This is a genomic window from Salmonella sp. SJTUF15591 (genome assembly GCF_043356435.1).
Classification (GTDB): domain Bacteria; phylum Pseudomonadota; class Gammaproteobacteria; order Enterobacterales; family Enterobacteriaceae; genus Salmonella; species Salmonella enterica.
The window spans coordinates 259,030-283,205 of the sequence record NZ_JBEUJO010000007.1 but is presented as its reverse complement, the minus strand read 5'-3'; the positions used below and the strand labels follow the sequence as shown (position 1 = coordinate 283,205).

Sequence of the window (24,176 nt, the reverse complement as noted above, 5' to 3'; positions counted from 1 at the left end):
AACCCCGCCTGACGATAGCGGCGATGACGATGTAACCCCGCCCGACGATAGCGGCGATGACGATGTGACCCCGCCTGACGATAGCGGCGATGACGATGTAACCCCGCCTGACGATAGCGGCGATGACGATGTAACCCCGCCCGACGATAGCGGCGATGACGATGTAACTCCGCCTGACGATAGCGGCGATGACGATGTAACCCCGCCCGACGATAGCGGCGATGACGATGTGACCCCGCCCGATGATAGCGGCGATGACGATGTAACCCCGCCCGATGATAGCGGCGATGACGACGACACGCCCCCAGACGACTCTGTTATTACCTTCAGCAACGGCGTCACCATCGATAAAGGCAAAGACACCCTGACCTTCGATAACTTCAAACTGGATAACGGCAGCGTTCTCGAGGGTGCCGTGTGGAATTATTCAGAACAGGACAACCAGTGGCAGCTCACCACCGCGGACGGCAAAACGCTGAACGTCACTGGCTGGGACGTGACCGACGCTAATGCCGCCGTGATTGAAGGCACCCAGGAAAACGGTCTCTACTGGAAGTACGACAGCCGTGGCTATCTGATTATTGCCGACGATAAAACCACCGTTATCAGCGGCGATGACCAGGCGCATAACTCCGATCGCGGCATGGATATCAGCGGCCAGGATCGCACCGGCGTGATTATTTCCGGCGATAGAACCGTCAACACGCTCACCGGGGACTCCAGTGTGACCGACGGCGCCACCGGCATGGTTATCTCCGGCGACGGCACCACCAACACTATTTCTGGCCGCTCAACGGTGGACAACGCTACCGGCGCGCTGATTTCCGGCAACGGCACCACCACCAATTTCGCCGGTGACATTGCCGTGAGCGGCGGCGGCACCGCCATCATCATCGACGGCGACAACGCCACGATTAAGAATACCGGTACCTCTAACATCAGCGGCGCAGGCTCCACCGGCACCGTCATTGACGGCAATAACGCCCGCGTCAACAACGACGGTGATATGACCATCACCGACGGCGGCACCGGCGCCCACATTACCGGCGACGACGTGGTTATCGATAACGCCGGGAGCACCACCGTCAGCGGCGCAGACACCACGGCGCTGTATATCGATGGCGACAACGCGCTCGTTATCAACGAAGGTAATCAAACTATCTCTGGCGGCGCCGTCGGTACGCGTATTGACGGCGACGACGCCCATATCACCAATACCGGCGATATCACGGTGGATGGCGCGGACTCTGCCGCCGTAGTTATCAATGGCGACAACGGCAACCTGACCCAGGCGGGTGATCTGCTGGTCACCGACGGCGCGATGGGCATCATCACCTACGGCACCGGAAATGAAGCAAAAAATACCGGCAACGCCACCGTGCGTGATGCGGACTCGGTGGGTTTTGTGGTCGCAGGCGAAAAAAATACCTTCAAAAACAAAGGGGATCTCGACGTCAGCCTTAACGGCACCGGTACACAGGTGAGCGGAGATATGTCACAGGTTACGCTGGATGGCGATATCAATGTAACCGCCGTCAAAGACAGCGATAGCGTCTATCGTGGCGCTACGGGTATCGACATTACGGGGGATAACAACACGCTGGATATTGTCGGTAACGTCACAGTCAACGGCGATTATGACAACGACAGCGTGATGGCTGGCAGCACTGATACCCTGCAGGGGATGTCCGTCAGCGGCGACAATAATCAGGTGGATCTCACCGGCACGCTCAACATTAACGTCAGCGATATGAGTAATGTAGACGGGCAATATCTGAATGCCGTTGGCCTTAGTGTAACGGGTGATGGTAATTCCGTGGACTTAACTGGCGGTATTAATATCAACTACACCCAGGATGCTGATGGCATCGAATCGCCCGTTGTCGGCATAAATATCAACGGCGACAGTAGCGTAACGCTAAGCGGTCAGTCCACGCTCGATATTACCAGCGTCACCGGCGGCGCGGTGACGCTGGCCTATGTGCAAAACGGCGGCAACTTAACGTTAGACCAAAGCTCAACGATTAATGTCAACAGCACACTTCTGCCTGCTGGTTATTACATGGAAAATGCGCCCTTAACCGCCACGGGTCAGGGCTCCACGATCAATAATCAGGGAACGATCGTGGATAATGGCGCGGTCTCTTTGTTGCTGGCGAACAGCGGCGCACAGGGAGGAAACAGCGGCGATATTACCGCCTATGCCACAACCGGTGAGGATAACCGTAATGCAATCACCGCCGCCAATGGCCAGGGCTCCACGTTCAACAATGAAACGGGAGGAACCATCACGGTAGTGTCGTCATTAACTCCGGTTGTGGATGGTGGCGCATTCGGATTCCCGCTTGCGTGGCGCAACAACACGCTTTACGCCATGCTGGCGGAGGGTTACGGCGAGGTGAGTAACGATGCCGGCGCCCACATATATTTGCAGGGCGCAGGAGTATATGGCGTATCCGCCAGTAAAGGCACGGCGTCCAATGCCGGGGATATTTACCTGGACGGTTTAGTCCCGACGCTGGATGATGAAAACCATATCACCGACAAAACTTACTGGGCGCCGCCGCAACTTTATGTCACCAGTTCCGCAATGGTAGCGGGCTCCACCGATGGCGGTTATGGCGACGCCACCGCTATCAACACCGGCACCATTACCGTTAACAACGCCGGGTTCGGCATGATGGCGCTCAACGGCGGTACCGCCATTAACCAGGGCGTAATCACCCTGACCGCCGATGACGGCGTTACCGGCCAGGCAAACGAGTTGGTCGGGATGGCGGCGCTCAGCGGCGGCACCGTCATCAATGACACCAGCGGCATCATCAATATTGATGCCGATTACGGCCAGCCCTTCCTGACCGACGGCAGTGGCCTGATTATTAACTATGGCCAGGTCTGCTTTGGCGACGATTGCCAAAACAGTGAAGAGTACAATCCAACAAACGGTGACGTTTCAATCCCTTACATGGATGGCGCAACTATTGCCGATGCCGGAACAAGCACCACGCTTGAAAATAACGCCGTGGTGACAGGGAACGTCAATAATGCCGGAGAGGTCAGCGGCAAGCCAATCACAGTCCTGGATAGCGGCACGCTGACCAACAACGACAGCGGTGTTATCAATAGCGATACCAAGGTATCCGGTAACCTTGTCAATGATGGCACCATAAGCGGTAAACTGACGCAAAATGGCGGCGATATCGTTAATAATGGCACCATTGACAGCCGTAGCCTGACGACCGGCGGCGTATTAACTAACGGCACGGATGGCACCATGACCTCCGGCGCCAAAGTCACCGGTGCGAATAGCGCCATCATCAACGATGGTACCTTCCAGCTTGGCTCCGCAACAGACGCGACCAACGCCTCAATGCTGGAAATTAACGATTACGCACAATTCTTTAATACCGGCACGCTGATCCTTGATAACAACAAAAACGCCATTCACCTGAATCCGAATAACGGAACGCTGTATAACACAGGGACGATGGATCTTACGGCAACCTCCAATAAGGGGGCGATTAACTATTGGGGCGCAGGCGCTACATTCATCAATGACGGTACGGTCAATGCCACCACGGCGACACTGGCTTATGCGGCCGGTGGCGCAAGCAGCGCGCCGGATCAACACGCGTTCTTCTGGAATCAGTCAAACGGCGTTATCAACTACGATGCGGATAATGGCCGCGCGGTAGATTTTTCTGCCAACAGCAATTACGTGGCGGTCAACGACGGCACCATGAATATCAGCGGTAATAACGCTTACGGTATGTATGGCGGCAAAAATGCGCAACTGGTCAACAACGGCACCATTGAACTGGGTACAGAAGGCACCACCGACACGGGTATGGTGGCGATGGCGCTGGATAAAAATGCCACCGCCGACGCGGTTATTGAGAACAACGGCACGATTAATATTCACGCCAATAACTCTTACGCGTTCAGCGTGGCGGGCGCAGGTCATGTGGTCAATAACGGTACGGTCGTCATTGACGATAACGTGACGGGTTCCGGCCTCATTAAACAGGGTGACAGCGTTAACGTCGAAGGGACAAACGGTAATAACGGCAACAGCGACGAGGCGCATTATGCCGACTATACGTTGCCGGGAACGCCGGTTGAACCTGACGGTAACATGACTTCCGGCTCCACCACCGATGGCACGTCCAACAACCTGAACGGTTATGTGGTTGGCACTAACGCCGACGGCAGCGCCGGTAAGCTTAAGGTCAGCAATGCCAGCATGAACGGTGTGGAAATTAACACCGGGTTCACCGCAGGCACCGCCGACACCACCGTCAGCTTTGACAACGTGGTTGAGGGCAGCAACCTGTCCGATGCAGGCGCGATTCAGTCCACTTCCGTAGTCTGGAACGCCCAGGGTAGTCAGGATGCCGACGGCAACGTTGACGTCACCATGACCAAAAACGCCTATGCCGATGTGGCGACCGACAGCTCGGTAAGCGACGTGGCGCAGGCGCTGGACGCCGGTTACACCAACAACGAGCTGTACACCAGCCTTAACGTGGGTACTACCGCCGAGCTGAACAGCGCACTCAAGCAGGTGAGCGGTGCTCAAGCCACCACGGTATTCCGTGAAGCGCGTGTACTCAGCAACCGCTTTACCATGCTGGCCGACGCCGCGCCGCAGATCAAAGATGGCCTGGCGTTCAACGTCGTAGCGAAAGGCGACCCACGTGCGGAGCTGGGCAACGACACCCAGTACGACATGCTGGCATTACGCCAGACGTTGGATCTCACCGCCAGCCAGAATCTGACGCTGGAGTACGGTATTGCGCGTCTGGATGGCGACGGTTCGAAAACCGCAGGCGATAACGGCCTGACCGGCGGCTACAGCCAGTTCTTTGGCCTGAAGCACAGCATGGCGTTTGATGAAGGTCTGGCGTGGAACAACAGCCTGCGCTATGACGTGCATAACCTCGACAGTAGCCGTTCTGTCGCCTATGGCGATGTCAACAAAATTGCCGATTCCGACATGCGTCAGCAGTACCTTGAGTTTCGCAGTGAAGGGGCGAAAACTTTCACCATGATGAGTGATACGCTGAAAGTCACGCCGTATGCCGGAGTGAAATTCCGTCACACCATGGAAGATGGCTACAAAGAGCGCAGCGCCGGAGATTTTAACCTGTCCATGAACTCTGGCAACGAAACGGCGGTAGACTCTATTGTCGGCCTGAAGCTGGATTACGCCGGGAAAGACGGCTGGAGCGCCACCGCTACCCTGGAAGGCGGCCCGAACCTGAGCTACAGCAAGAGCCAGCGTACAGCGTCATTACAGGGTGCGGCGGGTCAATCGTTCGGCGTGGATGACGGTCAAAAAGGCGGCGGCGTTAATGGTCTGGCAACCATCGGCGTGAAATATAGCAGCAATGATACCGCGCTACATCTGGATGCCTACCAGTGGAAGGAAGACGGTATTAGCGATAAAGGCTTTATGCTTAACGTTAAGAAAACATTTCGTTAAATAAACGACATTATATAACACTAATAAAGGCCGCTTATTATTAAGCGGCCTTTTTAAATCATATCCCCTGGTAAAGATAAAGTCCTTATTTGGACTACCTGGATGATTCATTAATTGCTATCGTACTATACGCTAAATAGATCTTATATTTATTCCATCAGTAGTGCTCGTTTTATCAACAAGGATTTTGAAATGTTTAAATTTGTAAAAATTGCCGTTGTGGCAGGGGTTCTGGCGACGCTCACTGCTTGTACTGGTCATATCGAAAACAAAAAAAATAACTGCAGCTACGATTATTTGCTGCACCCTGCAATTTCTATTTCTAAAATTATTGGCGGTTGCGGCCCGGCTGCCGATCAATAATAGAAACGACTGCGCAGATACAAAAAAACCGGGATTTTCCCGGTTTTTTTACAGGTCTGATAAACGGTACGGCGCAGATGCCTTGTCCAACTTACGCGCGTTTGTAGGCCCGATAAGCTCGCGCCATCGGGCACGCAATACCCCTTACGGTTTCGCCACAAAGCCAATGGCTTCGTAAACGGCTTTCAGCGTTTCGGCCGCACGTGCGCTGGCTTTTTCCGCCCCGTCTTTCATCACCTTCTGCAAGAACGCTTCGTCGTTGCGGAAACGGTGATAGCGCTCCTGCAACTCAGACAACATTCCGGAAACCGCCTCCGCCACTTCGCCTTTCAAATGGCCATACATTTTACCTTCAAACTGTTTTTCCAGTTCAGGAATGCTCTGACCGGTCACGGCGGAAAGAATATCCAGCAGGTTAGAGACACCCGCTTTCTCTTTCACATCATAACGCACTACCGGCGGCTCGTCGGAGTCAGTGACCGCACGTTTGATTTTCTTCACTACCGATTTCGGATCTTCCAGCAGGCCGATCACGTTATTACGGTTATCGTCCGATTTGGACATTTTCTTCGTCGGCTCCAGCAGCGACATCACACGCGCGCCGGATTTTGGAATAAACGGTTCCGGTACTTTGAAAATATCGCCATACAGCCCGTTAAAACGCTGGGCGATATCGCGGCTCAGTTCCAGATGCTGCTTCTGATCTTCGCCTACCGGCACCAGATTGGTTTGGTACAACAGGATGTCTGCCGCCATCAGCACCGGGTAATCAAACAGGCCGGCGTTAATGTTTTCCGCATAGCGCGCAGATTTATCTTTAAACTGCGTCATACGGCTCAGCTCGCCGAAATAGGTATAGCAGTTCAGCGCCCAGCCAAGCTGCGCATGTTCCGGCACATGGGACTGAACGAAAATAGTGCTCTTTTCAGGATCAATACCACATGCCAGGTACAGCGCCAGCGTATCCAGCGTCGCTTTACGTAGCTGCTGCGCGTCCTGACGCACGGTAATAGCATGTTGGTCTACGATGCAGTAGATGCAATGATAGTCATCCTGCATGTTTACCCACTGACGCAATGCCCCCATATAGTTGCCAATGGTCAATTCACCTGAGGGCTGTGCGCCACTAAAAACGATGGGCTTAGTCATTTTTTATTTCCTGGTTATCGCTATGCGGAAGCCCAAGTGCGGGCAAAAGATCGTTAAAACTGTCATAAATGACGTCCGGCTCGCTAAGGGCGATCGCTTCGCCATAATTGTAGCCGTATGTCAGGCCAACCGAAGGGCAGCCCGCCGCTTTTGCAGCCTGAATATCATTACGCGAATCGCCGACAAAAAGCATCTGCTCCGGCATCATGCCCAGCCGGCTTGCCACCAGCAACAGCGGCTCCGGATGCGGCTTCTTATTTTGCACATCATCGCCGCCGATAACCACACTAAAGTATTTGGCGATATCAAGCGATTCCAGCAACGGCGCGACGAACGGCGTCGGCTTATTCGTCACCAGACCTAATGACAATCCGCTGGCGTGCAGCGCGCCCAGCGTGTCGGCGACATGCGGAAATAAAAAGGTGCCTTCTTCCGCCACTTCGCCATAATACCTGTCGAACAGTTTACGCAGAATGCGTACCTGTTCCTCGGCAGGAATATCTTCATCAACGGGCGGTTTCCCCATCGTCTTACGCAGCGTGGCGCGCTCCTCGCGAGCCCAGGTCAGCGCGCGTTCCATCAATACGTCTGCGCCGTTACCAATCCAGGTAATCACGCGCTCCTCGCCCGCAACCGGCAGTTCCAGCGCATACAGCGCCATATCTACCGCCGCGGCAAGACCCGGCGCGCTATCCACCAGCGTACCGTCAAGATCAAAGGCGACGCCCCGAATATTCTGCAACTTATCCATGACTTACCTTTGCCAGCTCACTGCGCATTTCATCAATCACTTTTTTGTAGTCGGGTTTATCGAAAATTGCCGACCCCGCAACAAACATGTCCGCGCCTGCTGCGGCGATCTCGCCGATATTGTTCACCTTCACGCCGCCGTCCACTTCCAGGCGAATGTCGTAACCGGACGCATCAATGCGGCGACGCACTTCGCGCAGTTTATCCAGCGTCTGCGGAATAAAAGACTGGCCGCCGAAGCCTGGGTTCACGGACATCAGCAGGATCACATCCAGTTTGTCCATGACGTAATCGAGATAACTGAGCGACGTTGCCGGGTTGAATACCAGCCCCGCTTTACAGCCGTGCTCTTTAATCAGCTGTAGCGTGCGGTCAACATGTTCGGAGGCTTCCGGGTGAAAGGTAATGATGCTCGCGCCAGCGGCGGCAAAGTCGGGCACGATACGGTCGACTGGCTTGACCATCAGGTGGACATCAATAGGCGCGGTAATACCGTATTGACGCAGGGATTTCAGCACCATCGGGCCGATAGTCAGGTTCGGCACATAGTGATTATCCATGACGTCAAAGTGTACAACATCAGCACCGGCAGCCAGCGCTTTGGCGGTGTCTTCACCCAGGCGAGCAAAATCAGCCGACAGAATTGAGGGGGCAATCAAATACTGTTTCATCCGCTTCTCCTTGAGAATTATTTTCTTGCAGGCGTTGCGACTCCTGGTTGGTACAGAGCCAGCAGTTCGTCCACCTTTTTACGTGTGCCGCCGTTGCTGCTTATACTGCGTCTAACTTTGACGACATGCAATTTTGCGAGTTGATACCACTCGCGTGTGAGCGCCGTATCATGGTTGGAAATGAGCACCGGTATCCGGTTACTGACCAGATTCTCTGCGATTTCCGCCAGATGCGCTTGTTGCGTCAGGCTAAAACTATTGGTGTGATACGCTGTGAAGTTAGCCGTGGCGGACAACGGCGCATAAGGCGGATCGCAATAGACCACCGACGACTTGTCCGCACGCGCCATACTGTCTGCGTATGACTCACAGTAAAAGAACGCATTCTGCGCTTTTTCTGCAAAGTGGTACAACTCCGCTTCCGGGAAGTAAGGTCTTTTATAACGACCAAACGGTACATTAAATTCCCCGCGTAAGTTATAGCGACAGAGTCCGTTATAACCGTAGCGGTTCAGATATAAAAACAGTACCGCCCGACGAAAGGGGTCCTGGCAGGTGTTGAACTCCTCACGGAGTTGGTAATAGACCTCAGCCTGGTTAGTTTCAGGCATAAACAGCTCGCGCGAAGCCTGTACATACTCGTCAGTACGTAACTTCACGATGTTATAGAGGCTAATAAGGTCGCTGTTGATATCGGCGAGGATATAACGAGAAAAGTCGGTGTTAAGAAACACCGATCCGGCACCCACAAAAGGTTCGACAAGGCACTCGCCTTTTGGCAAATGTCGTTTGATATCATCAAGCAGAGGGTATTTTCCCCCTGCCCACTTCAAAAAAGCGCGTTTTTTTTTCATGCTGACTAACTAATTACACCTTCTCCGGCTGTGGAGAAAGCTCCGACAGCATCCTGCGCTTTAGGCTGTGCCGCGTTGCTTTACGGCGCATTTGACGGTAGCAAATGCGCCCCTCGCGCCTGTCCTGAACAAAAATAGCTGTCAGCGACACTCACAGGCAATTGCAGGACACAGCCTGGATTATTTCAGATCGGCCTGAACCTGATGCAACGGTTTTGCCCACGGGTTTTTCGCCTGCACATCGGCAGGTAAGGTGGACACCGCACGTTTAGCATCTTCTTTCGAAGCATACATCCCCGTTACCAGCACATACCACGGTTGTCCATTACGCGTCGTCTCGTATACCACATAATTTTTCAGGTTCTCTTTCTTCGCCCAACCGTTCAGGTTGTCGTAATTTGAAGAACTACTGAGCTGCAATGTGTAGTGGCTGGATGGCGCGCTCTTTAACGCGCCAACGTTGCCGGCGCTTTTCCCGCCGCCTGCGACAGGCGTCGTCGAGGCTTGCGCTGGCTTCGCGGTTTGTACCGGCGCAGCGCTTGCCGTCGCTGTCGGCGCAGCCGTCGTGGTGGTCGCTTTCGGCGTCGCGGCTGGCGCTACCGGTTCCGTGCGTTTCACTGGCGCGACCGGTTTCTTCGGCTCCGCAGTCGTGGTTTTCGCCGTGGTCTGCGGTTTCTTAGGTTCAATGACGGCCTGTTTACGTTCCGGACGCGTGGTATGACGCTCGGCAGGTTCGCTAACCGCCGCCTGACGCGTCGTGCTGCCATTGCGAACTGGCGCGACGGTTGCAGGCTCTGTCGGCAACGTAGAATTCACCGCAACATTGTTCATCTGCTCTGGATTCTGCGTCAGCGCATTATTCAGATCGCCCTGCACTTCCACGCGCTGCTGACCGTCAGCGACCACAGGCGATTGTCCCTGCGTCGGCGTTGAAGAAATCGGCGGCAACGAAATATCCTGCGACGTATTGCCCGCGGTTTGTTCTGCGGAGGTGGCGCCCGGCGCAGGCTGGGTCGCATTCGCCTGATCGGCGGCGTTACCGGAAAGATCGATACTCTTTTCGCCAGAGGCCGACGGCTCGCTGGAAGACGTTGAGGGGGCTTTCAGCGCGGAGCCGATACCGATAATCAACAGCAGCAGCACCAGCACGCCAACGCCCATCATCATGTATTGACGAGAGGCTGGCTTATGGGCCGCTTTTTTACGCTTACGTGGACGGCGTTCAATACGCTCTTCGTCCACCGTATCGTCTTCATCGGATTCGTACTCTTCTTCAACTTCAGGTTCTTCACTACGTGCTTTACGCGTACGCGTCGGACGGCGATCGTCGGCATCCAGATCAACGTCATCAAAGTTGATCTGCGGCTCATTATCGCGTTCTGAAGATTGACGAGAACGACCAGTACGACGATCGCTGGGATCGGGTTTCAGCTCGTCTTCTGGTTTGAATTCATCCATTTAACACCCCACTCAAAGGTTAATGCTTACGACATTGCACATAACCTGAAGCTAAAAGACTGACATCTACGCAATATCAGTCTGACCTTTCTTGTTGTTACGCCTGCTGACAGTCAGCAATCGCGCTAAGAACGACTTCGTGCGACACTCCGCCGCGCACTTCACTTTTCCCTATGGCCAGCGGAAGCACTAAACGCAGCTCCCCCGCTAACACTTTTTTATCTCGCAGCATGTGCGGCAAATAGTCCTGCGCGGACATCTCGCAAGGGCCATTGACTGGCAGCCCGGCCCGTTCGAGTAGAGCGATGATGCGCTGCGTATCAGCAGAACTGAACTGCCCCAAACGCTCGGATGCGCGCGCAGCCATCACTATACCTGCGGCAACGGCTTCACCATGTAACCAATTGCCATATCCCATTTCCGCTTCAATGGCGTGGCCAAAGGTATGTCCAAGATTCAGTAAAGCACGTAAGCCCGCTTCACGCTCGTCGGCGGCAACAACTTCGGCTTTCAGCTCGCAACAACGACGAATACAGTACGCCATCGCCGGGCCGTCCAGACGCAACAGCGCATCCAGATTACCCTCAAGCCAGGTAAAGAAGTCCGCGTCGAGCATAATGCCGTATTTGATCACCTCTGCCAGTCCCGATGCCAGTTCGCGTGCGGGAAGCGTTTTCAGGCAATCAAGATCGACAACCACAGAAGCGGGTTGGTAAAACGCGCCAATCATGTTTTTGCCAAGGGGATGGTTGACGGCGGTCTTCCCGCCCACGGAAGAATCAACCTGCGACAGTAAGGTAGTTGGCACCTGGATGAAACGAACGCCTCGCTGGTAGCTGGCCGCCGCAAAACCGGTAAGATCGCCAATCACGCCGCCGCCAAGCGCGACCAGCGTGGTATCACGACCATGCGGTTTTTTCAGTAACGCCGTAAACACCGTATCCAGCACCGTCAGGCTCTTATACTGCTCGCCGTCAGGAAGAATCACGCTGTCTACGTTAACGCCCGCCCGTTCGAGTACGCCGCGAACCTTGTCCAGATAAAGCGGCGCCAGGGTTTCGTTGGTCACTAACATGACCTGATCGCCTGATTTCAGCGGCAAGAATGAAGCTGGTTCGTTAAACAAACCAGCCGCGATGGTGATCGGGTAACTACGTTCCCCGAGAGTGACTGTAATCCTCTCCATGACGCGACATCCACCTTAGTTACTTGTGCCCGCTTACCCAGCGTATTCTGCTTGAATTAGTTGCTTTCCAGCATATGAATAATCTGGTTTGCCACAACCTTAGCGCTTTGATCGTCGGTGCGAATGGTGACGTCGGCAATCTCTTCGTACAGCGGATTGCGTTCGTTAGCCAGCGCTTCCAGAACTTCGCGAGGCGGCGCTTCAACCTGCAACAGCGGGCGTTTTTTATCACGCTGCGTGCGCGCCAGTTGTTTTTCGATGGTCGTTTCAAGGTAGACCACGACGCCACGCGCGGAGAGACGGTTACGCGTTTCACGCGATTTTACAGAGCCACCGCCGGTTGCCAGCACAATACCCTGTTTTTCCGTCAATTCGTTGATAACTTTTTCTTCACGATTACGGAAGCCGTCTTCACCTTCAACATCGAAGACCCAGCCCACATCAGCTCCGGTTCGTTTCTCAATCTCTTGATCAGAATCGTAAAATTCCATATTGAGTTGTTGAGCTAACTGGCGCCCAATAGTGCTTTTTCCGGCACCCATAGGCCCAACCAGAAAGATATTGCGTTTCTCTGCCATTTTTTCGGTACTACTAAGACTATTCGTTAATGGTAAACCCGCTTCACAGACACCCAGCGCAGCAGGACATGAACTGAAACCTCATAAGATATTGCGAGAGTCAGACTGAAAATTATCTCAATACTCAAGCGGGTTTGGCAACTGAATAAATCACCAAGCCTGATTGTTGCAAAACCCGAGTTAGCGTTGCCGGATGGCGGCCAGAACAACATATCCGGCCTACAAATTGCTCTACTTTCAAACAATTGTGCGCAATCCGCAGAACCAATACGTCTGCATCAGCGGACATTCAGCCGTTTATCATCGGTCTTATGCACACCTTAGGCAAGGCAAAGCGCATTAATCAATGCGTAAGCAACGAAAAGCACGACTCTCAAATCGGTACTCCTTGTATGCTAAATACATCCGCACGTCAAATCCCGCAGATGCGTTCAGTGCAAAAACAGCGCTTTTTTATGCATAAATTATTCTGTCGCCACCAGTCTGGGGGTGATAAACACCACTAATTCGCGTCGCTCGTCCTCTTTGCCGTCATGGCGGAAGAGCTGACCAAGCCAGGGAATATCCCCCAACAGCGGCACGCTATCGCTACCCGATTTATTTTTTCGCGAAAAAATACCGCCCAGCGCCAGCGTCTCGCCGCTTTTTACCTCTACCTGCGTTTCAATTTCCTGTTTATCTATCGCCAGCACTTCGCCGTCAGCCTGTTGTAGTACCTGACCGGGGACATTCTGGCTGATATGTAACTTCAGGCGGATGCGCCCTTTTTGCAAAACGGTGGGCGTCACCTCCATTCCCAGCACCGCTTCTTTAAATTCCACGGAGGTCGCGCCGCTTTCGCCGCTGGAAACCTGATAAGGAATTTCGCTGCCTTGCTTGATACTGGCTGGCTGCAGATGGGAAGCCAGCAGCCGGGGGCTGGCGATAATATCCAACTGCTGCTTTTGCTCCAGCGCTGACAGCTCCAGATCCAGCAAGCGTCCGTTAATGCGCCCGATGTTAAACCCGACGCGTGAGGTGGCGGCGGCGACGGATAAATCACTGGAAAGCGTCGTCACGTCACCCACCGCGCCCGCTTGCGTCGCGTCAGCCAGCGTCCACTTTACGCCCAGTTCCCGTAGACTCTTTTCGTTAATGGTGACGATATGCGCCGCCAGTTCCACCTGCGCCACCGGCAGATCCATTTGCGATACCCATTTTTCCAGCTCCGCCAGGGCCGCGCGGTTATCGCGCAACAGCATGCGGTTGGTGCGCTTATCTACCATGATGGTTCCCTTCGCGCTCAGGAGTTTCTCGCCCGCTTTCGCCAGTTCGGCGGCATCGGCGTATTGCAGGCTAATGCTGCGGTTTTCCAGCGGTAAATTAGCCTGAAGCCTTAACCGCTCGGCATCCTGCCGCGCACTGTGTTCTTTCTGCCAGGCCTGTGAATGAACATGGAGAATATTCCCCTCCTGACGCAGCACCAGCCCAGCGCTATTGACCACCGTCTGTAGCGCCTGTTTCCACGGCACATCCGTCAGATGTAGCGATAATGTCCCGCTGACGTCCGGCGACACCACCAGATTCTGCCGCTCCTGTTCGGCTAAAGTCTGCAAAACCTGCACCACAGGGACGTCGTCAACCACCAGCGTCACTTTCGCCGCTTTTCCCGCCTGCGCGGCGGGCATCAAGGCTATCAGTATTATGGCTATCCATCGCTTCATTGTCCGCTCCCTGACGTAGCCACCGCCACTGCGGCGGCGCACAATTTTTACCGGTCGTTAACGTTAAGGCTTCCGCCGTCAGGTGGACAATCGTCCAACCGTTTTCCAGCGTCTGCCCTTCTTCCACTCGTCGCCATTTTTGCTGACTGTCTTTAAGAATGCCTGTCCATCGCTCGCCTTTACGCACCGCGCCCTGATACCGCCACTGCGAGAGTTCCGCTATCCGGCAGCGATCTTCCGGCGGGCGGAAGGGATCGCGCATTCCCGTCAACGTCAGCAAACAAAAACAGAGCAATACACTGCGGCTAGCCTTCATTCGCCAGGCGCTCCAGTTGCAGCGTCATCAATAATTCCGCCCCCTCTCTACGCAATGAAAACCGACTTACGCTCATCTCGCTTTCGGCCAACCGGACAAACAGCGACGGCACCGCATCCCAGGACGTTTTCAGCGCCATTTCTCCCCCCTGCGCCGATGGCTGCCAGTGCAGCAAACGCAGGGGAGGCGCCTGGAAATCTAACGGCGAAAAAGGACGCGGATTTTCCACGGTACGCCCGAAAAGCGGTTCAGCCGCGACGCTCAGACGGCGCAGATGACGCCACTGTTGCCGGGCGGCCTCGCGCTGCTGGCTTAACCGCGTTTGTTGCGTATCCAGCGTTTTCCAGCCGGGATAGCCCACAGATAACGCGACCGTCAGCGTCAGGCACAGCACGCCTGCACACCAACCGAAAACCCGACCACGGCGCGACATCCCGTACCAGATATCAAAGAGCGCGTTCACGGGCGGCGCTCCTCGTTAACTGATAATGGAACTGCCAGCGCCCTTGCGCATCCTGCCGCGTGGCGCCCGTGCGGTTTAGCGGAAAACTGACATAGTGACGAAGCGATGTCTCAAGCGTGAGCAAGGCGTCAAACGTTCTCGCCAGCCCTTCCAGCTCTAGCGTCTCTTGCTGATAATTGAGGCTTGTCAGCCATGCCTGCTCTGGCAACAGGTTGGCAAGGTCAATCAAGATAGATTGCCAGGCTTGCGTCAGTTCACGCTGCGCCTGACGTTGTAATCGCGCCTGTTGCTGCCGCTGACGCTGCTGCAACTGCGGTATGTTCGCCGCAAGCGCCGTCGTGCGTCCGTTTTCCGCCGTCAGTAGCAGTTCATTAATCCTCCCCTCCTGCCAAAAAACCAACCGGGCGATCGTCGCGAGGCTTGCTATCAGCAGCAGGGACGCGCCCCATACCACGCACCACAGCCGCAGACGCGCTACGTAATGTTGGCGCCGCCAGGGGAGCAAATTGACAGAATGCGCCATCAGCGTATCTCCCCCATGGCTAAACCCAGCGCAATCGCAAAGCGATAACCGTCCGGCGGAACCGGCGGTTGGCGGACGGTTACGGCGCGCCAGGGGTCGAATTCGCCCTCGGCGCATAACGAAATATGTTCCGGCACGACGGATAATGTTGCGGCAAGGTCATGCAGCGTCGTCGCATCGCGCGCCGATTTACGCCCCCACGCATAGCGCGTCGCCCACAGCCACTGGCTCTCATCGCGCCAGACCAGACATTGCCGCCCCGAAGGTATAAACGGCAGCAAGCGCTGTAACGCGCAGGCATCGGGCGTTACAGCAGCGATGCGCACATTGAGCGTTTGCGCCAGCGTTAACAGCTCTGAAATTTCTTTGCTTTGCACGGCGGTAACGTTGAACGCGGGACTTAGCGCATCGTCCTGAAAGTCGAAACGCAATAAGTCCGGATCCATATCCAGCTCACGCGCCATCGTTTGTGAAAGCCATGCGACTTGCTCACGTTCCCGCAGACGCATCGGCGGATGTGGAAAAGCGCGTTGCAATGTCCGATTTGCGGGAAAAGAGAGATAAATACGGTGACGTAGCGGCAGCTCACGGCTCCAGGGGCGCAGTACGTGAGCCAGCGATTGCGGGTCAGGAATCGTACCCTCTGCCGTGGAGGCGTTCATCAGCGGCAGTCGCCACCAACGTTGCAGGGACCAGCCCGATGCGCCGCGAATAACGGCGATGGCCAGCGCTTCATGCTGCTGAATATGCAATCCTATTTGCCAGGTTTTAAAAGCCATAACGGTCGATCTCCTTATCACCCGTCGCGTTAACGGGTATATCAATGCGTCTGGCTTGCCTTTATACTACCGCGCGTTTGTTTATAAACTGCCCAAATGACACTAAATGGGAAATCTCCAGTGAAGTTCGTAAAGTATTTATTGATCCTTGCAGTATGTTGCATCCTGCTGGGAGCAGGCTCGATTTATGGCCTTTATCGCTATATTGAGCCGCAGCTACCTGACGTCGCGACATTGAAAGATGTGCGTTTGCAAATTCCGATGCAGGTTTACAGCGCGGATGGCGAACTTATCGCGCAATATGGCGAAAAACGTCGTATTCCCGTTACGCTCGATCAAATTCCGCCGGAAATGATCAACGCCTTTATCGCCACCGAAGATAGCCGCTTTTATGAGCATCACGGCATTGACCCGGTAGGTATTTTCCGTGCGGCCAGCGTCGCGCTCTTCTCCGGTCACGCATCGCAGGGAGCAAGTACCATTACCCAGCAACTGGCGCGAAACTTCTTCCTTAGCCCCGAACGCACGCTGATGCGCAAGATCAAGGAAGCGTTTCTGGCGATTCGTATTGAGCAGTTGCTGAATAAAAATGAGATCCTCGAACTCTATCTGAACAAGATCTATCTCGGCTACCGCGCCTATGGCGTTGGCGCGGCGGCACAGGTCTACTTTGGTAAGACGGTCGATCAGCTTAGCCTAAGCGAAATGGCGGTTATCGCCGGGCTACCTAAAGCGCCTTCTACCTTTAACCCGCTCTACTCGATGGATCGGGCGATAGCGCGCCGTAACGTAGTGCTTTCGCGAATGTTAAGCGAGGGATATATCACTCAGGCGCAGTACGATCAGGCCCGTAGCGAACCTATCGACGCAAATTATCACGCGCCGGAAATCGCCTTCTCCGCGCCTTATCTGTCGGAAATGGTGCGCCAGGAAATGTATAACCGTTATGGCGAAAGCGCCTATGAAGATGGTTATCGTATTTACACGACCATCACCCGCAAAGTGCAGCAGGCCGCGCAACGGGCGGTGCGTAATAACGTGCTGGACTATGACATGCGCCACGGTTATCGCGGCCCGGCGAATGTGCTATGGAAAGTGGGCGAAACGGCGTGGGACAGTAAAAAAATTACCGATACGTTGAAAGCGTTGCCGACCTACGGACCGCTGCTTCCTGCCGTGGTCACCAGCGCTAATCCGCAAGAGGCGACCGCTGCGCTTGCCGACGGTACGTCCGTTTCGCTACATATGGAAGGAATGCGTTGGGCGCGGCCTTACCGCTCGGATACACAGCAGGGGCCGACGCCGCGTAAAGTTACCGATGTCGTCCAGACAGGTCAGCAAATCTGGGTTCGTCAGGTGGATAACGACTGGTGGCTGGCGCAGGTACCGGAAGTGAACTCCGCGCTGGTTTCGCTTAACCCGCAAACAGGCGCGGTACTGGCGCTGGTCGGCGGTTTCGATTTTAATCAGAGTAAATTTAACCGCGCGACGCAAGCTTTGCGTCAGGTGGGGTCGAACATCAAACCGTTCCTCTACACCGCCGCAATGGATAAAGGCCTGACGCTCGCCAGTATGCTCAACGATGTGCCGATTTCCCGCTGGGACGCCGGGGCAGGTTCAGACTGGCGTCCGAAAAACTCTCCGCCGCAGTACGCCGGACCGATTCGTTTACGCCAGGGGCTGGGGCAGTCGAAAAACGTGGTGATGGTACGCGCCATGCGCGCCATGGGCGTCGACTATGCGGCGGAGTATCTGCAACGCTTCGGCTTCCCGGCGCAGAATATCGTGCATACCGAATCGCTGGCGCTGGGCTCCGCCTCCTTCACGCCGATGCAGGTTGCGCGCGGTTATGCGGTGATGGCGAACGGCGGTTTCCTGATCGATCCGTATTTCATCAGCAAGATTGAGAACGATCAGGGCGGCGTGATCTTCGAAGCGAAACCGAAAATCGCCTGCCCGGAGTGCGATATCCCGGTCATTTACGGCAATACGCAGAAATCCGACGTGCTGGAAAACACCAATGTGGAAGAGGTCGCGGTTTCGCAAGAGCAGCAAAACAGCGCCGTACCGATGCCTGAGCTGGAACAGGCAAACCAGGCGCTGGTCGCGCAAAACGGCACGCAGGAGTACGCGCCGCATGTGATCAATACACCGCTGGCGTTTCTGATCAAAAGCGCGCTGAACACCAATATCTTCGGCGAACCCGGCTGGATGGGTACCGGCTGGCGTGCGGCGCGCGACCTTAAACGTCGCGATATCGGCGGCAAAACCGGTACGACCAACAGCTCGAAAGACGCATGGTTCTCCGGCTATGGTCCTGGCGTCGTCACTTCCGTATGGATCGGCTTTGACGATCACCGCCGTGATTTAGGCCGCACTACCGCTTCCGGCGCGATCAAAGATCAAATCTCCGGCTATGAGGGCGGCGCGAAGAGCGCGCAACCTGCATGGGACGCCTATATGAAAGCCGTGCTGGAAGGCGTGCCGGAACAGCCGCTAACGCCGCCGCCGGGCATCGTCACGGTGAATATCGACCGCAGTACCGGACAACTGGCGAGCGGCGGTAACAGCCGTGAAGAGTATTTCATCGAAGGCACGCAGCCGACACAACAGGCAGTACACGAGGTAGGAACTACCATTATTGATAATGGTGAAACACACGAACTGTTCTGATCAAAAAAGGCGCTCCGGCGCCTTTTTTATTGTGTTTAGCGGATGACGGCGAACGGGGAGACGAACTTTCCGTTGGCTTGATCAACGCCGCGCCATCAGGCAATTCGGCCCTGCGCTTTCAACCACTCGCGTACCAGAAACAGCGCGCTGACGTTGCGGGCCTCGTTAAAATCGGGGTCTTCCAGCAGATCCATTAAATGCGCCAGCGGCCAGCGTACCTGCGGCAATGGCTCAGGCTCGTCGCCTTCCAGCGACTCCGGATAGAGATCTTCCGCCACCACGATATTCATTTTGCTGGAAAAATAAGAGGGCGCCATGCTGAGTTTTTTTAAGAAGGTCAGGTTATGCGCGCCAAACCCGACCTCTTCTTTGAGCTCCCGGTTCGCCGCTTCAAAAACGGTCTCGCCCGGGTCGATCAATCCTTTCGAGAAGCCCAGCTCATAGGATTCGGTTCCCACCGCATACTCACGAATAAGAATCAGATGCTCATCAACGATCGGCACAATCATTACCGCCTCACGGGTTGATGGTCGCATACGTTCATACACGCGACGCACGCCGTTGCTGAACTCCAGATCCACGCTTTCTACGTTAAACAGTCGGGATTGTGCGACGGTTTCCACTTTCAGAATGGTGGGTTTTTGTAATGATTTGCTCATTGTGAGAATCTTTGCAGTGTAATCTGTGGTCATTGTGCGACATACCGCACGGTTTCGGCAATGCGAATTGCCGTTTATTTACATTTATGTAACGTAATAAAAATTAATTCTTATTTCAAATTAAAAGTCAATAGGTTGAAATAACTCCAGGAATTTGCTGATATTCCGTTTTTAGTGGTATTGCTATGATTTGCCTTCACTGGGATGCGCTTTACAATGCTCAAGTTCAACTCCACGCTTGCCGATAGCCAACCACAGAAAAATGTTTATTGGACAGGGTGCGACTGACCACGCCTGACAGACTTAGTAAGATGGGGAAAGCATGAGCACCATTCTGATTTTTATAGCTGCTTTGCTGGCCTGCTCTCTACTGGCAATATGGCGGTTCCGGGTAAAGTCCAGACGAGGGAGCTTACCGTGGATCAGCGCCTTTCAGGACGCGCAAACGCGTAAACTGTTGCCCGAAGAGCGCAGCGCGGTAGAAAACTATCTCGATAACCTTAGCCAGATCCAGCAAGTTCCGGGGCCGACAGGCGCCAGTGCTGCGCCCATCTCGCTGACGCTGAACGCGGAAAGCAACAGTGTCGTGATACTGACCCACTCCATCACCCGCTACGGCATTACCACTGACGATCCTAATAAATGGCGCTACTACCTCGACTCCGTCGAAGTCCATCTGCCGCCTTTCTGGGAACAGTACATCAATGATGAAAACAACGTTGAGCTGATCCTCACGGATACGCTGCCGCTGGTGATCTCTTTAAACGGCCATACGCTGCAAGAGTATATGCAGGAGTCGCGCGGCTACGCGCTACAGAATACGGCCTCTACGCAGGCGTCGATTCGCGGCGAAGAGAGCGAGCAGATTGAGCTGTTGAATATCCGTCAGGAGACCCACGAAGAATATGCGCTCAGCCGCCCGGCTGGCTTGCGCGAAGCGTTGTTAATCGTCGCCTCCTTTTTGTTATTCTTTTTCTGTCTGATAACGCCAGACGTTTTTGTACCGTGGATGATAGGCGGCGCGATCCTGCTGCTGGCAGCCGGACTTTGGGGACTTTTTGCGCCGCCGTCGAAAAGCGCGCTGCGGGAAATTCACTGTCTGCGGGGAACGCCCCGCCGCTGGGGACTGTTTGGGGAGAATAATCAGGAGCAGATTAACAATATTTCCCTGGGCATCATCGACCTTATTTACCCTGCCCACTGGCAACCCTACATTACGCAGGATCTTGGGCAACAAACGGATATTGATATTTACCTTGATCGCCATGTCGCCCGCCAGGGCCGGTTTTTATCCCTGCATGATGAAGTGAAAAACTTTCCGTTGCAGCACTGGTTACGCAGCACTGTTATTGCTATCGGTTCGCTGCTGGTGTTGTTTATGCTGCTGTTCTGGATCCCGCTGGATATGCCAATTAAGTTCACGCTATCGTGGATGAAAGGCGCGCAAACCATTGAAGCGACAACGGTAAAACAGCTTGAAAAAGCTGGCGTACGGGTGGGCGATACGCTGCACCTGAGCGGTAAAGGAATGTGTAATATTCATTCCGGCGCGACCTGGAGCGGCCAGTCTAACTCACCGTTTATGCCGTTCGATTGCTCGCAAATCATCTGGAATGACGCGCCTGCGCTACCGCTGCCGGAATCAGACCTGGTGAATAAAGCGATGGCGCTAAGCCAGGCGGTAAATCGTCAGCTCCATCCAAAACCCGAAGACGACTCGCGCGTCAGCGCATCTTTACGCTCCGCGATCCAAAAATCGGGCATGGTATTATTAGATGACTTTGGCGATATTGTTCTGAAAACCGCTGATTTGTGCGCGGCGGAAGACGAGTGCGTGCGTCTGAAAAATGCGCTGGTTAATCTCGGTAACAGTAAGGACTGGAACGCGCTGGTGAAACGCGCGAACGCTGGCAAACTGGACGGCGTCAACGTGCTGCTACGCCCCGTAAGCGCAGAGTCGCTGGAAAATCTGGTCACGACCTCAACGGCGCCGTTTATTTCTCGCGAGACCGCGCGTGCCGCCCAGTCGCTGAATAGCCCCGCTCCCGGCGGATTCCTGATCGCCAGCGATGAAGGCAGCGAACTGGTTGATCAGGCCTGGCCGTCAACGCCGCTGTATGACTATCCCGCGCAGGAACAGTGGAGCGCCTTCCAGCGTCTGGCGCAAACGCTCATGCAGACGCCATTTAGCGCCGAGGGCATTGTCACCAGCGTGTATACCGATGCCAACGGCACGCAGCATATCAGCCTGCATCGTATCCCCGATAAATCCGGCTGGTGGCGTTACCTCGGCACCACGCTGCTGATGCTGGCAATGATAGTGAGCGCGGTCTACAACGGCATTCAGGCGTTCAGACGTTATCAACGCCACCGTACCCGTATGGCGGACATCCAGGAATACTATGAAAGCTGCCTCAATCCCAGGTTAACCGTCTCTCCGGAAAATCTCATCTGATAGCGCCGCCGTGCGACAGGGTATGCTACCCTGTCGCGCAAATTGCGTTACCCTGGAGTTCCCCATGCATATTGATATTGACTGGCAAAACGTGGATACCGTTTTGCTGGATATGGACGGCACGCTGCTTGATCTCGCGTTCGATAACTATTTCTGGCAAAAGCTGGTACCGGAAACCTACGGCGCGCAGCAGGGTATTTCGCCGCAGGACGCGCAGGAATATATTCGTCAGCAGTATCATGCCGTACAGCATACGCTAAACTGGTACTGTCTGGATTACTGGAGCGAGCGTCTGGGTCTGGATATTTGCGCCATGACGACGGCGCAAGGGCCGCGCGCCGTTTTGCGCGACGATACCGTACCGTTTCTGAATGCGTTAAAAGCCAGCGGAAAACGTCGGATTCTGCTCACTAATGCGCATCCACATAACCTGGCGGTGAAGCTGGAGCATACCGGTCTGGCCTCACACCTTGATTTATTACTTTCCACCCACACATTTGGTTATCCCAAAGAGGATCAGCGGTTATGGCGCGCTGTCACTGAGGAAACAGGAATAAGCGCAGAGAAAACGCTGTTTATCGATGACAGCGAACCGATTCTCGACGCCGCCGCCCGGTTTGGTATTCGCTACTGTCTTGGCGTGACGAATCCTGATTCCGGCCTGGCGGAAAAGCACTATACGCGCCATCCGTCCCTGAACGACTACCGCCGTCTGATCCCCTCGCTGATGTGAAGGAGACGCCATGAAAGAAAAGTCCTCCGTTGAGGTCAGACTGGATAAATGGCTGTGGGCCGCGCGTTTTTATAAAACCCGCGCGCTGGCCCGCGAGATGATTGAAGGCGGTAAGGTGCATTACAACGGCCAGCGCAGTAAGCCGAGCAAAATCGTCGAGCTGAACGCAACCCTTACCCTGCGTCAGGGAAATGACGAACGGACGGTGATCGTTAAAGCCATCACCGAACAGCGCCGTCCGGCCAGCGAAGCCGTCGCTCTGTATGAAGAGACGGCGGAAAGCGTGGAAAAACGCGAAAAAATGGCGCAGGCGCGCAAGCTTAACGCCCTGACCATGCCGCATCCGGACAGGCGACCGGACAAGAAAGAGCGCCGCGACCTGTTACGATTTAAACACGGCGACAGCGAATAACTGTCACCCGCAAGAGAGATGATTATGCCGCAACATGACCAATTACATCGTTATCTGTTTGAAAACTTTGCCGTTCGCGGCGAGCTGGTAACCGTTTCGGAAACCTTGCAACAGATCCTCGACAATCATAACTATCCGCAGCCGGTGAAAACCGTACTGGCCGAACTGCTGGTCGCCACTAGCCTGCTGACCGCAACGCTGAAGTTTGCCGGCGACATTACGGTACAGCTCCAGGGCGACGGGCCGTTAAGCCTGGCGGTGATCAATGGCAATAATCAGCAGCAGATGCGCGGCGTGGCTCGCGTTCAGGGCGACATCCCTGACAATGCGGATCTCAAAACGCTGGTTGGCAACGGCTATCTGGTGATCACCATTACGCCGGAAGAGGGTGAACGCTATCAGGGCGTGGTGGGTCTGGAAGGCGATACTCTGGCGGCGTGCCTGGAAGATTACTTCCTGCGCTCCGAGCAGTTGCCGACGCGCCTGTTTATTCGTACCGGCGATGTCGACGGTAAACCGGCGGCAGGTGGAATGTTGCTCCAGGTGATGCCGGCACAGAACGCGCAGGCGGAGGATTTCGACCATCTGGCTATGTTGACGGAAACCATTAAAAGCGAAGAGCTGCTGACGTTACCGGCAAATGACGTGCTGTGGCGTTTGTATCACGAAGAAGAAGTCACGCTCTACGATCCGCAAGATGTTGAATTCAAATGCACCTGTTCACGCGAACGTTGCGCGGGCGCGCTGAAAACATTGCCGGATGAAGAAGTGGACAGCATTCTGGCGGAAGAAGGCGAAATCGATATGCACTGCGATTACTGCGGCAATCATTACCTGTTCAATGCGATGGATATCGCGGAGATCCGTAACAACGCCTCTCCTGCCGATCCACAGGTTCATTAATCGCCTTTCAGTCGACAACATCATTGCCTGATGGCGCTGCGCTTATCTGGCCTACAGCATCCC

The 24,176-nt window shown here is 54.7% G+C and carries 20 protein-coding genes; 7 read left to right on the top strand and 13 right to left on the bottom strand.

What is annotated here, in order from left to right:
• The coding region (locus ABVM99_RS17610) for an autotransporter adhesin BigA (RefSeq protein WP_393927131.1) at positions 1-5,485 on the top strand (5,485 nt) is incomplete at its 5' end.
• A gap of 192 nt (positions 5,486-5,677) precedes the next feature.
• Entirely contained in the window at positions 5,678-5,848 is a 171-nt protein-coding gene (locus tag ABVM99_RS17605; RefSeq protein WP_000472323.1) for a YhfL family protein, read from the top strand.
• Positions 5,849-5,992: 144 nt separating this feature from the next.
• On the opposite strand, the gene trpS is transcribed toward ABVM99_RS17605, so the two are convergent.
• The 12 genes from trpS to ABVM99_RS17545 all read right to left on the bottom strand — a co-directional run bounded on the left by trpS (position 5,993) and on the right by ABVM99_RS17545 (position 16,278).
• The gene (gene trpS, locus ABVM99_RS17600; protein ID WP_000165562.1) at positions 5,993-6,997 is read right to left on the bottom strand and encodes a tryptophan--tRNA ligase; all 1,005 of its coding nucleotides are present in this window, start codon (positions 6,995-6,997) and stop codon (positions 5,993-5,995) included.
• Positions 6,990-7,748, bottom strand: coding sequence for a phosphoglycolate phosphatase (gph, locus tag ABVM99_RS17595; protein ID WP_000359652.1), 759 nt, complete (start codon positions 7,746-7,748; stop codon positions 6,990-6,992). Before gph ends, trpS begins: the two co-directional genes overlap by 8 nt.
• A complete protein-coding gene (gene rpe, locus ABVM99_RS17590; protein ID WP_000816286.1) occupies positions 7,741-8,418 on the bottom strand; it encodes a ribulose-phosphate 3-epimerase in 678 nt (225 codons plus the stop codon). Before rpe ends, gph begins: the two co-directional genes overlap by 8 nt.
• Before the next feature lie 17 nt (positions 8,419-8,435).
• Positions 8,436-9,272: an adenine-specific DNA-methyltransferase gene (dam, locus tag ABVM99_RS17585; RefSeq protein ID WP_023195932.1), complete on the bottom strand. Its 837-nt coding sequence runs from the start codon at positions 9,270-9,272 to the stop codon at positions 8,436-8,438.
• A 180-nt stretch (positions 9,273-9,452) separates the two neighbouring features.
• Positions 9,453-10,730, bottom strand: coding sequence for a cell division protein DamX (gene damX, locus ABVM99_RS17580; RefSeq protein ID WP_023195931.1), 1,278 nt, complete (start codon positions 10,728-10,730; stop codon positions 9,453-9,455).
• 97 nt (positions 10,731-10,827) lie between these two features.
• Positions 10,828-11,916 (bottom strand): 3-dehydroquinate synthase, encoded by a 1,089-nt coding sequence (aroB, locus tag ABVM99_RS17575; protein ID WP_393927129.1) that lies wholly within the window; start codon positions 11,914-11,916, stop codon positions 10,828-10,830.
• Between the two features lie 56 nt (positions 11,917-11,972).
• Positions 11,973-12,494: a shikimate kinase AroK gene (gene aroK / locus ABVM99_RS17570; RefSeq protein ID WP_000818621.1), complete on the bottom strand. Its 522-nt coding sequence runs from the start codon at positions 12,492-12,494 to the stop codon at positions 11,973-11,975.
• Between the two features lie 464 nt (positions 12,495-12,958).
• Positions 12,959-14,197 carry a DNA uptake porin HofQ gene (hofQ, locus tag ABVM99_RS17565; protein WP_023195930.1) on the bottom strand — a complete coding sequence of 413 codons (1,239 nt, stop codon included), beginning with the start codon at positions 14,195-14,197 and terminating at the stop codon, positions 12,959-12,961.
• Positions 14,112-14,513, bottom strand: a complete 402-nt coding sequence (locus ABVM99_RS17560) for a HofP DNA utilization family protein (RefSeq protein WP_023195929.1) — start codon at positions 14,511-14,513, stop codon at positions 14,112-14,114. Before ABVM99_RS17560 ends, hofQ begins: the two co-directional genes overlap by 86 nt.
• On the bottom strand, positions 14,503-14,976 hold the full coding sequence (locus tag ABVM99_RS17555; protein ID WP_023195928.1) for a hypothetical protein: 474 nt from the start codon (positions 14,974-14,976) through the stop codon (positions 14,503-14,505). Before ABVM99_RS17555 ends, ABVM99_RS17560 begins: the two co-directional genes overlap by 11 nt.
• Positions 14,960-15,499 carry a PilN domain-containing protein gene (locus ABVM99_RS17550; RefSeq protein WP_000951385.1) on the bottom strand — a complete coding sequence of 180 codons (540 nt, stop codon included), beginning with the start codon at positions 15,497-15,499 and terminating at the stop codon, positions 14,960-14,962. The genes ABVM99_RS17555 and ABVM99_RS17550 overlap by 17 nt, the downstream gene beginning before the upstream one ends.
• Positions 15,499-16,278, bottom strand: coding sequence for a hypothetical protein (locus tag ABVM99_RS17545; protein WP_017441588.1), 780 nt, complete (start codon positions 16,276-16,278; stop codon positions 15,499-15,501). The genes ABVM99_RS17550 and ABVM99_RS17545 overlap by 1 nt, the downstream gene beginning before the upstream one ends.
• 120 nt (positions 16,279-16,398) lie before the next feature.
• Between ABVM99_RS17545 and mrcA the strand changes: the two genes are divergently transcribed.
• The gene (mrcA, locus tag ABVM99_RS17540) at positions 16,399-18,951 is read left to right on the top strand and encodes a peptidoglycan glycosyltransferase/peptidoglycan DD-transpeptidase MrcA (protein WP_023195927.1); all 2,553 of its coding nucleotides are present in this window, start codon (positions 16,399-16,401) and stop codon (positions 18,949-18,951) included.
• Positions 18,952-19,046: 95 nt separating this feature from the next.
• Here the strand turns inward: mrcA and nudE are convergent, their stop codons facing one another.
• Entirely contained in the window at positions 19,047-19,610 is a 564-nt protein-coding gene (nudE, locus tag ABVM99_RS17535) for an ADP compounds hydrolase NudE (protein ID WP_000045725.1), read from the bottom strand.
• A gap of 322 nt (positions 19,611-19,932) precedes the next feature.
• Here nudE and igaA point away from each other — a divergent pair, with 322 nt between their 5' ends.
• The 4 genes from igaA (at position 19,933) to hslO (ending at position 24,113) form a co-directional block, all read left to right on the top strand.
• Positions 19,933-22,065 carry an intracellular growth attenuator protein IgaA gene (gene igaA / locus ABVM99_RS17530; RefSeq protein WP_000104092.1) on the top strand — a complete coding sequence of 711 codons (2,133 nt, stop codon included), beginning with the start codon at positions 19,933-19,935 and terminating at the stop codon, positions 22,063-22,065.
• A gap of 64 nt (positions 22,066-22,129) precedes the next feature.
• Positions 22,130-22,798, top strand: coding sequence for a GMP/IMP nucleotidase (yrfG, locus tag ABVM99_RS17525; RefSeq protein WP_001520508.1), 669 nt, complete (start codon positions 22,130-22,132; stop codon positions 22,796-22,798).
• Positions 22,799-22,808: 10 nt separating this feature from the next.
• Positions 22,809-23,210: a ribosome-associated heat shock protein Hsp15 gene (hslR, locus tag ABVM99_RS17520; protein WP_000660721.1), complete on the top strand. Its 402-nt coding sequence runs from the start codon at positions 22,809-22,811 to the stop codon at positions 23,208-23,210.
• Between the two features lie 24 nt (positions 23,211-23,234).
• Positions 23,235-24,113 (top strand): Hsp33 family molecular chaperone HslO, encoded by an 879-nt coding sequence (hslO, locus tag ABVM99_RS17515; RefSeq protein WP_001748865.1) that lies wholly within the window; start codon positions 23,235-23,237, stop codon positions 24,111-24,113.
• The last annotated feature ends 63 nt before the right edge of the window (positions 24,114-24,176 follow it).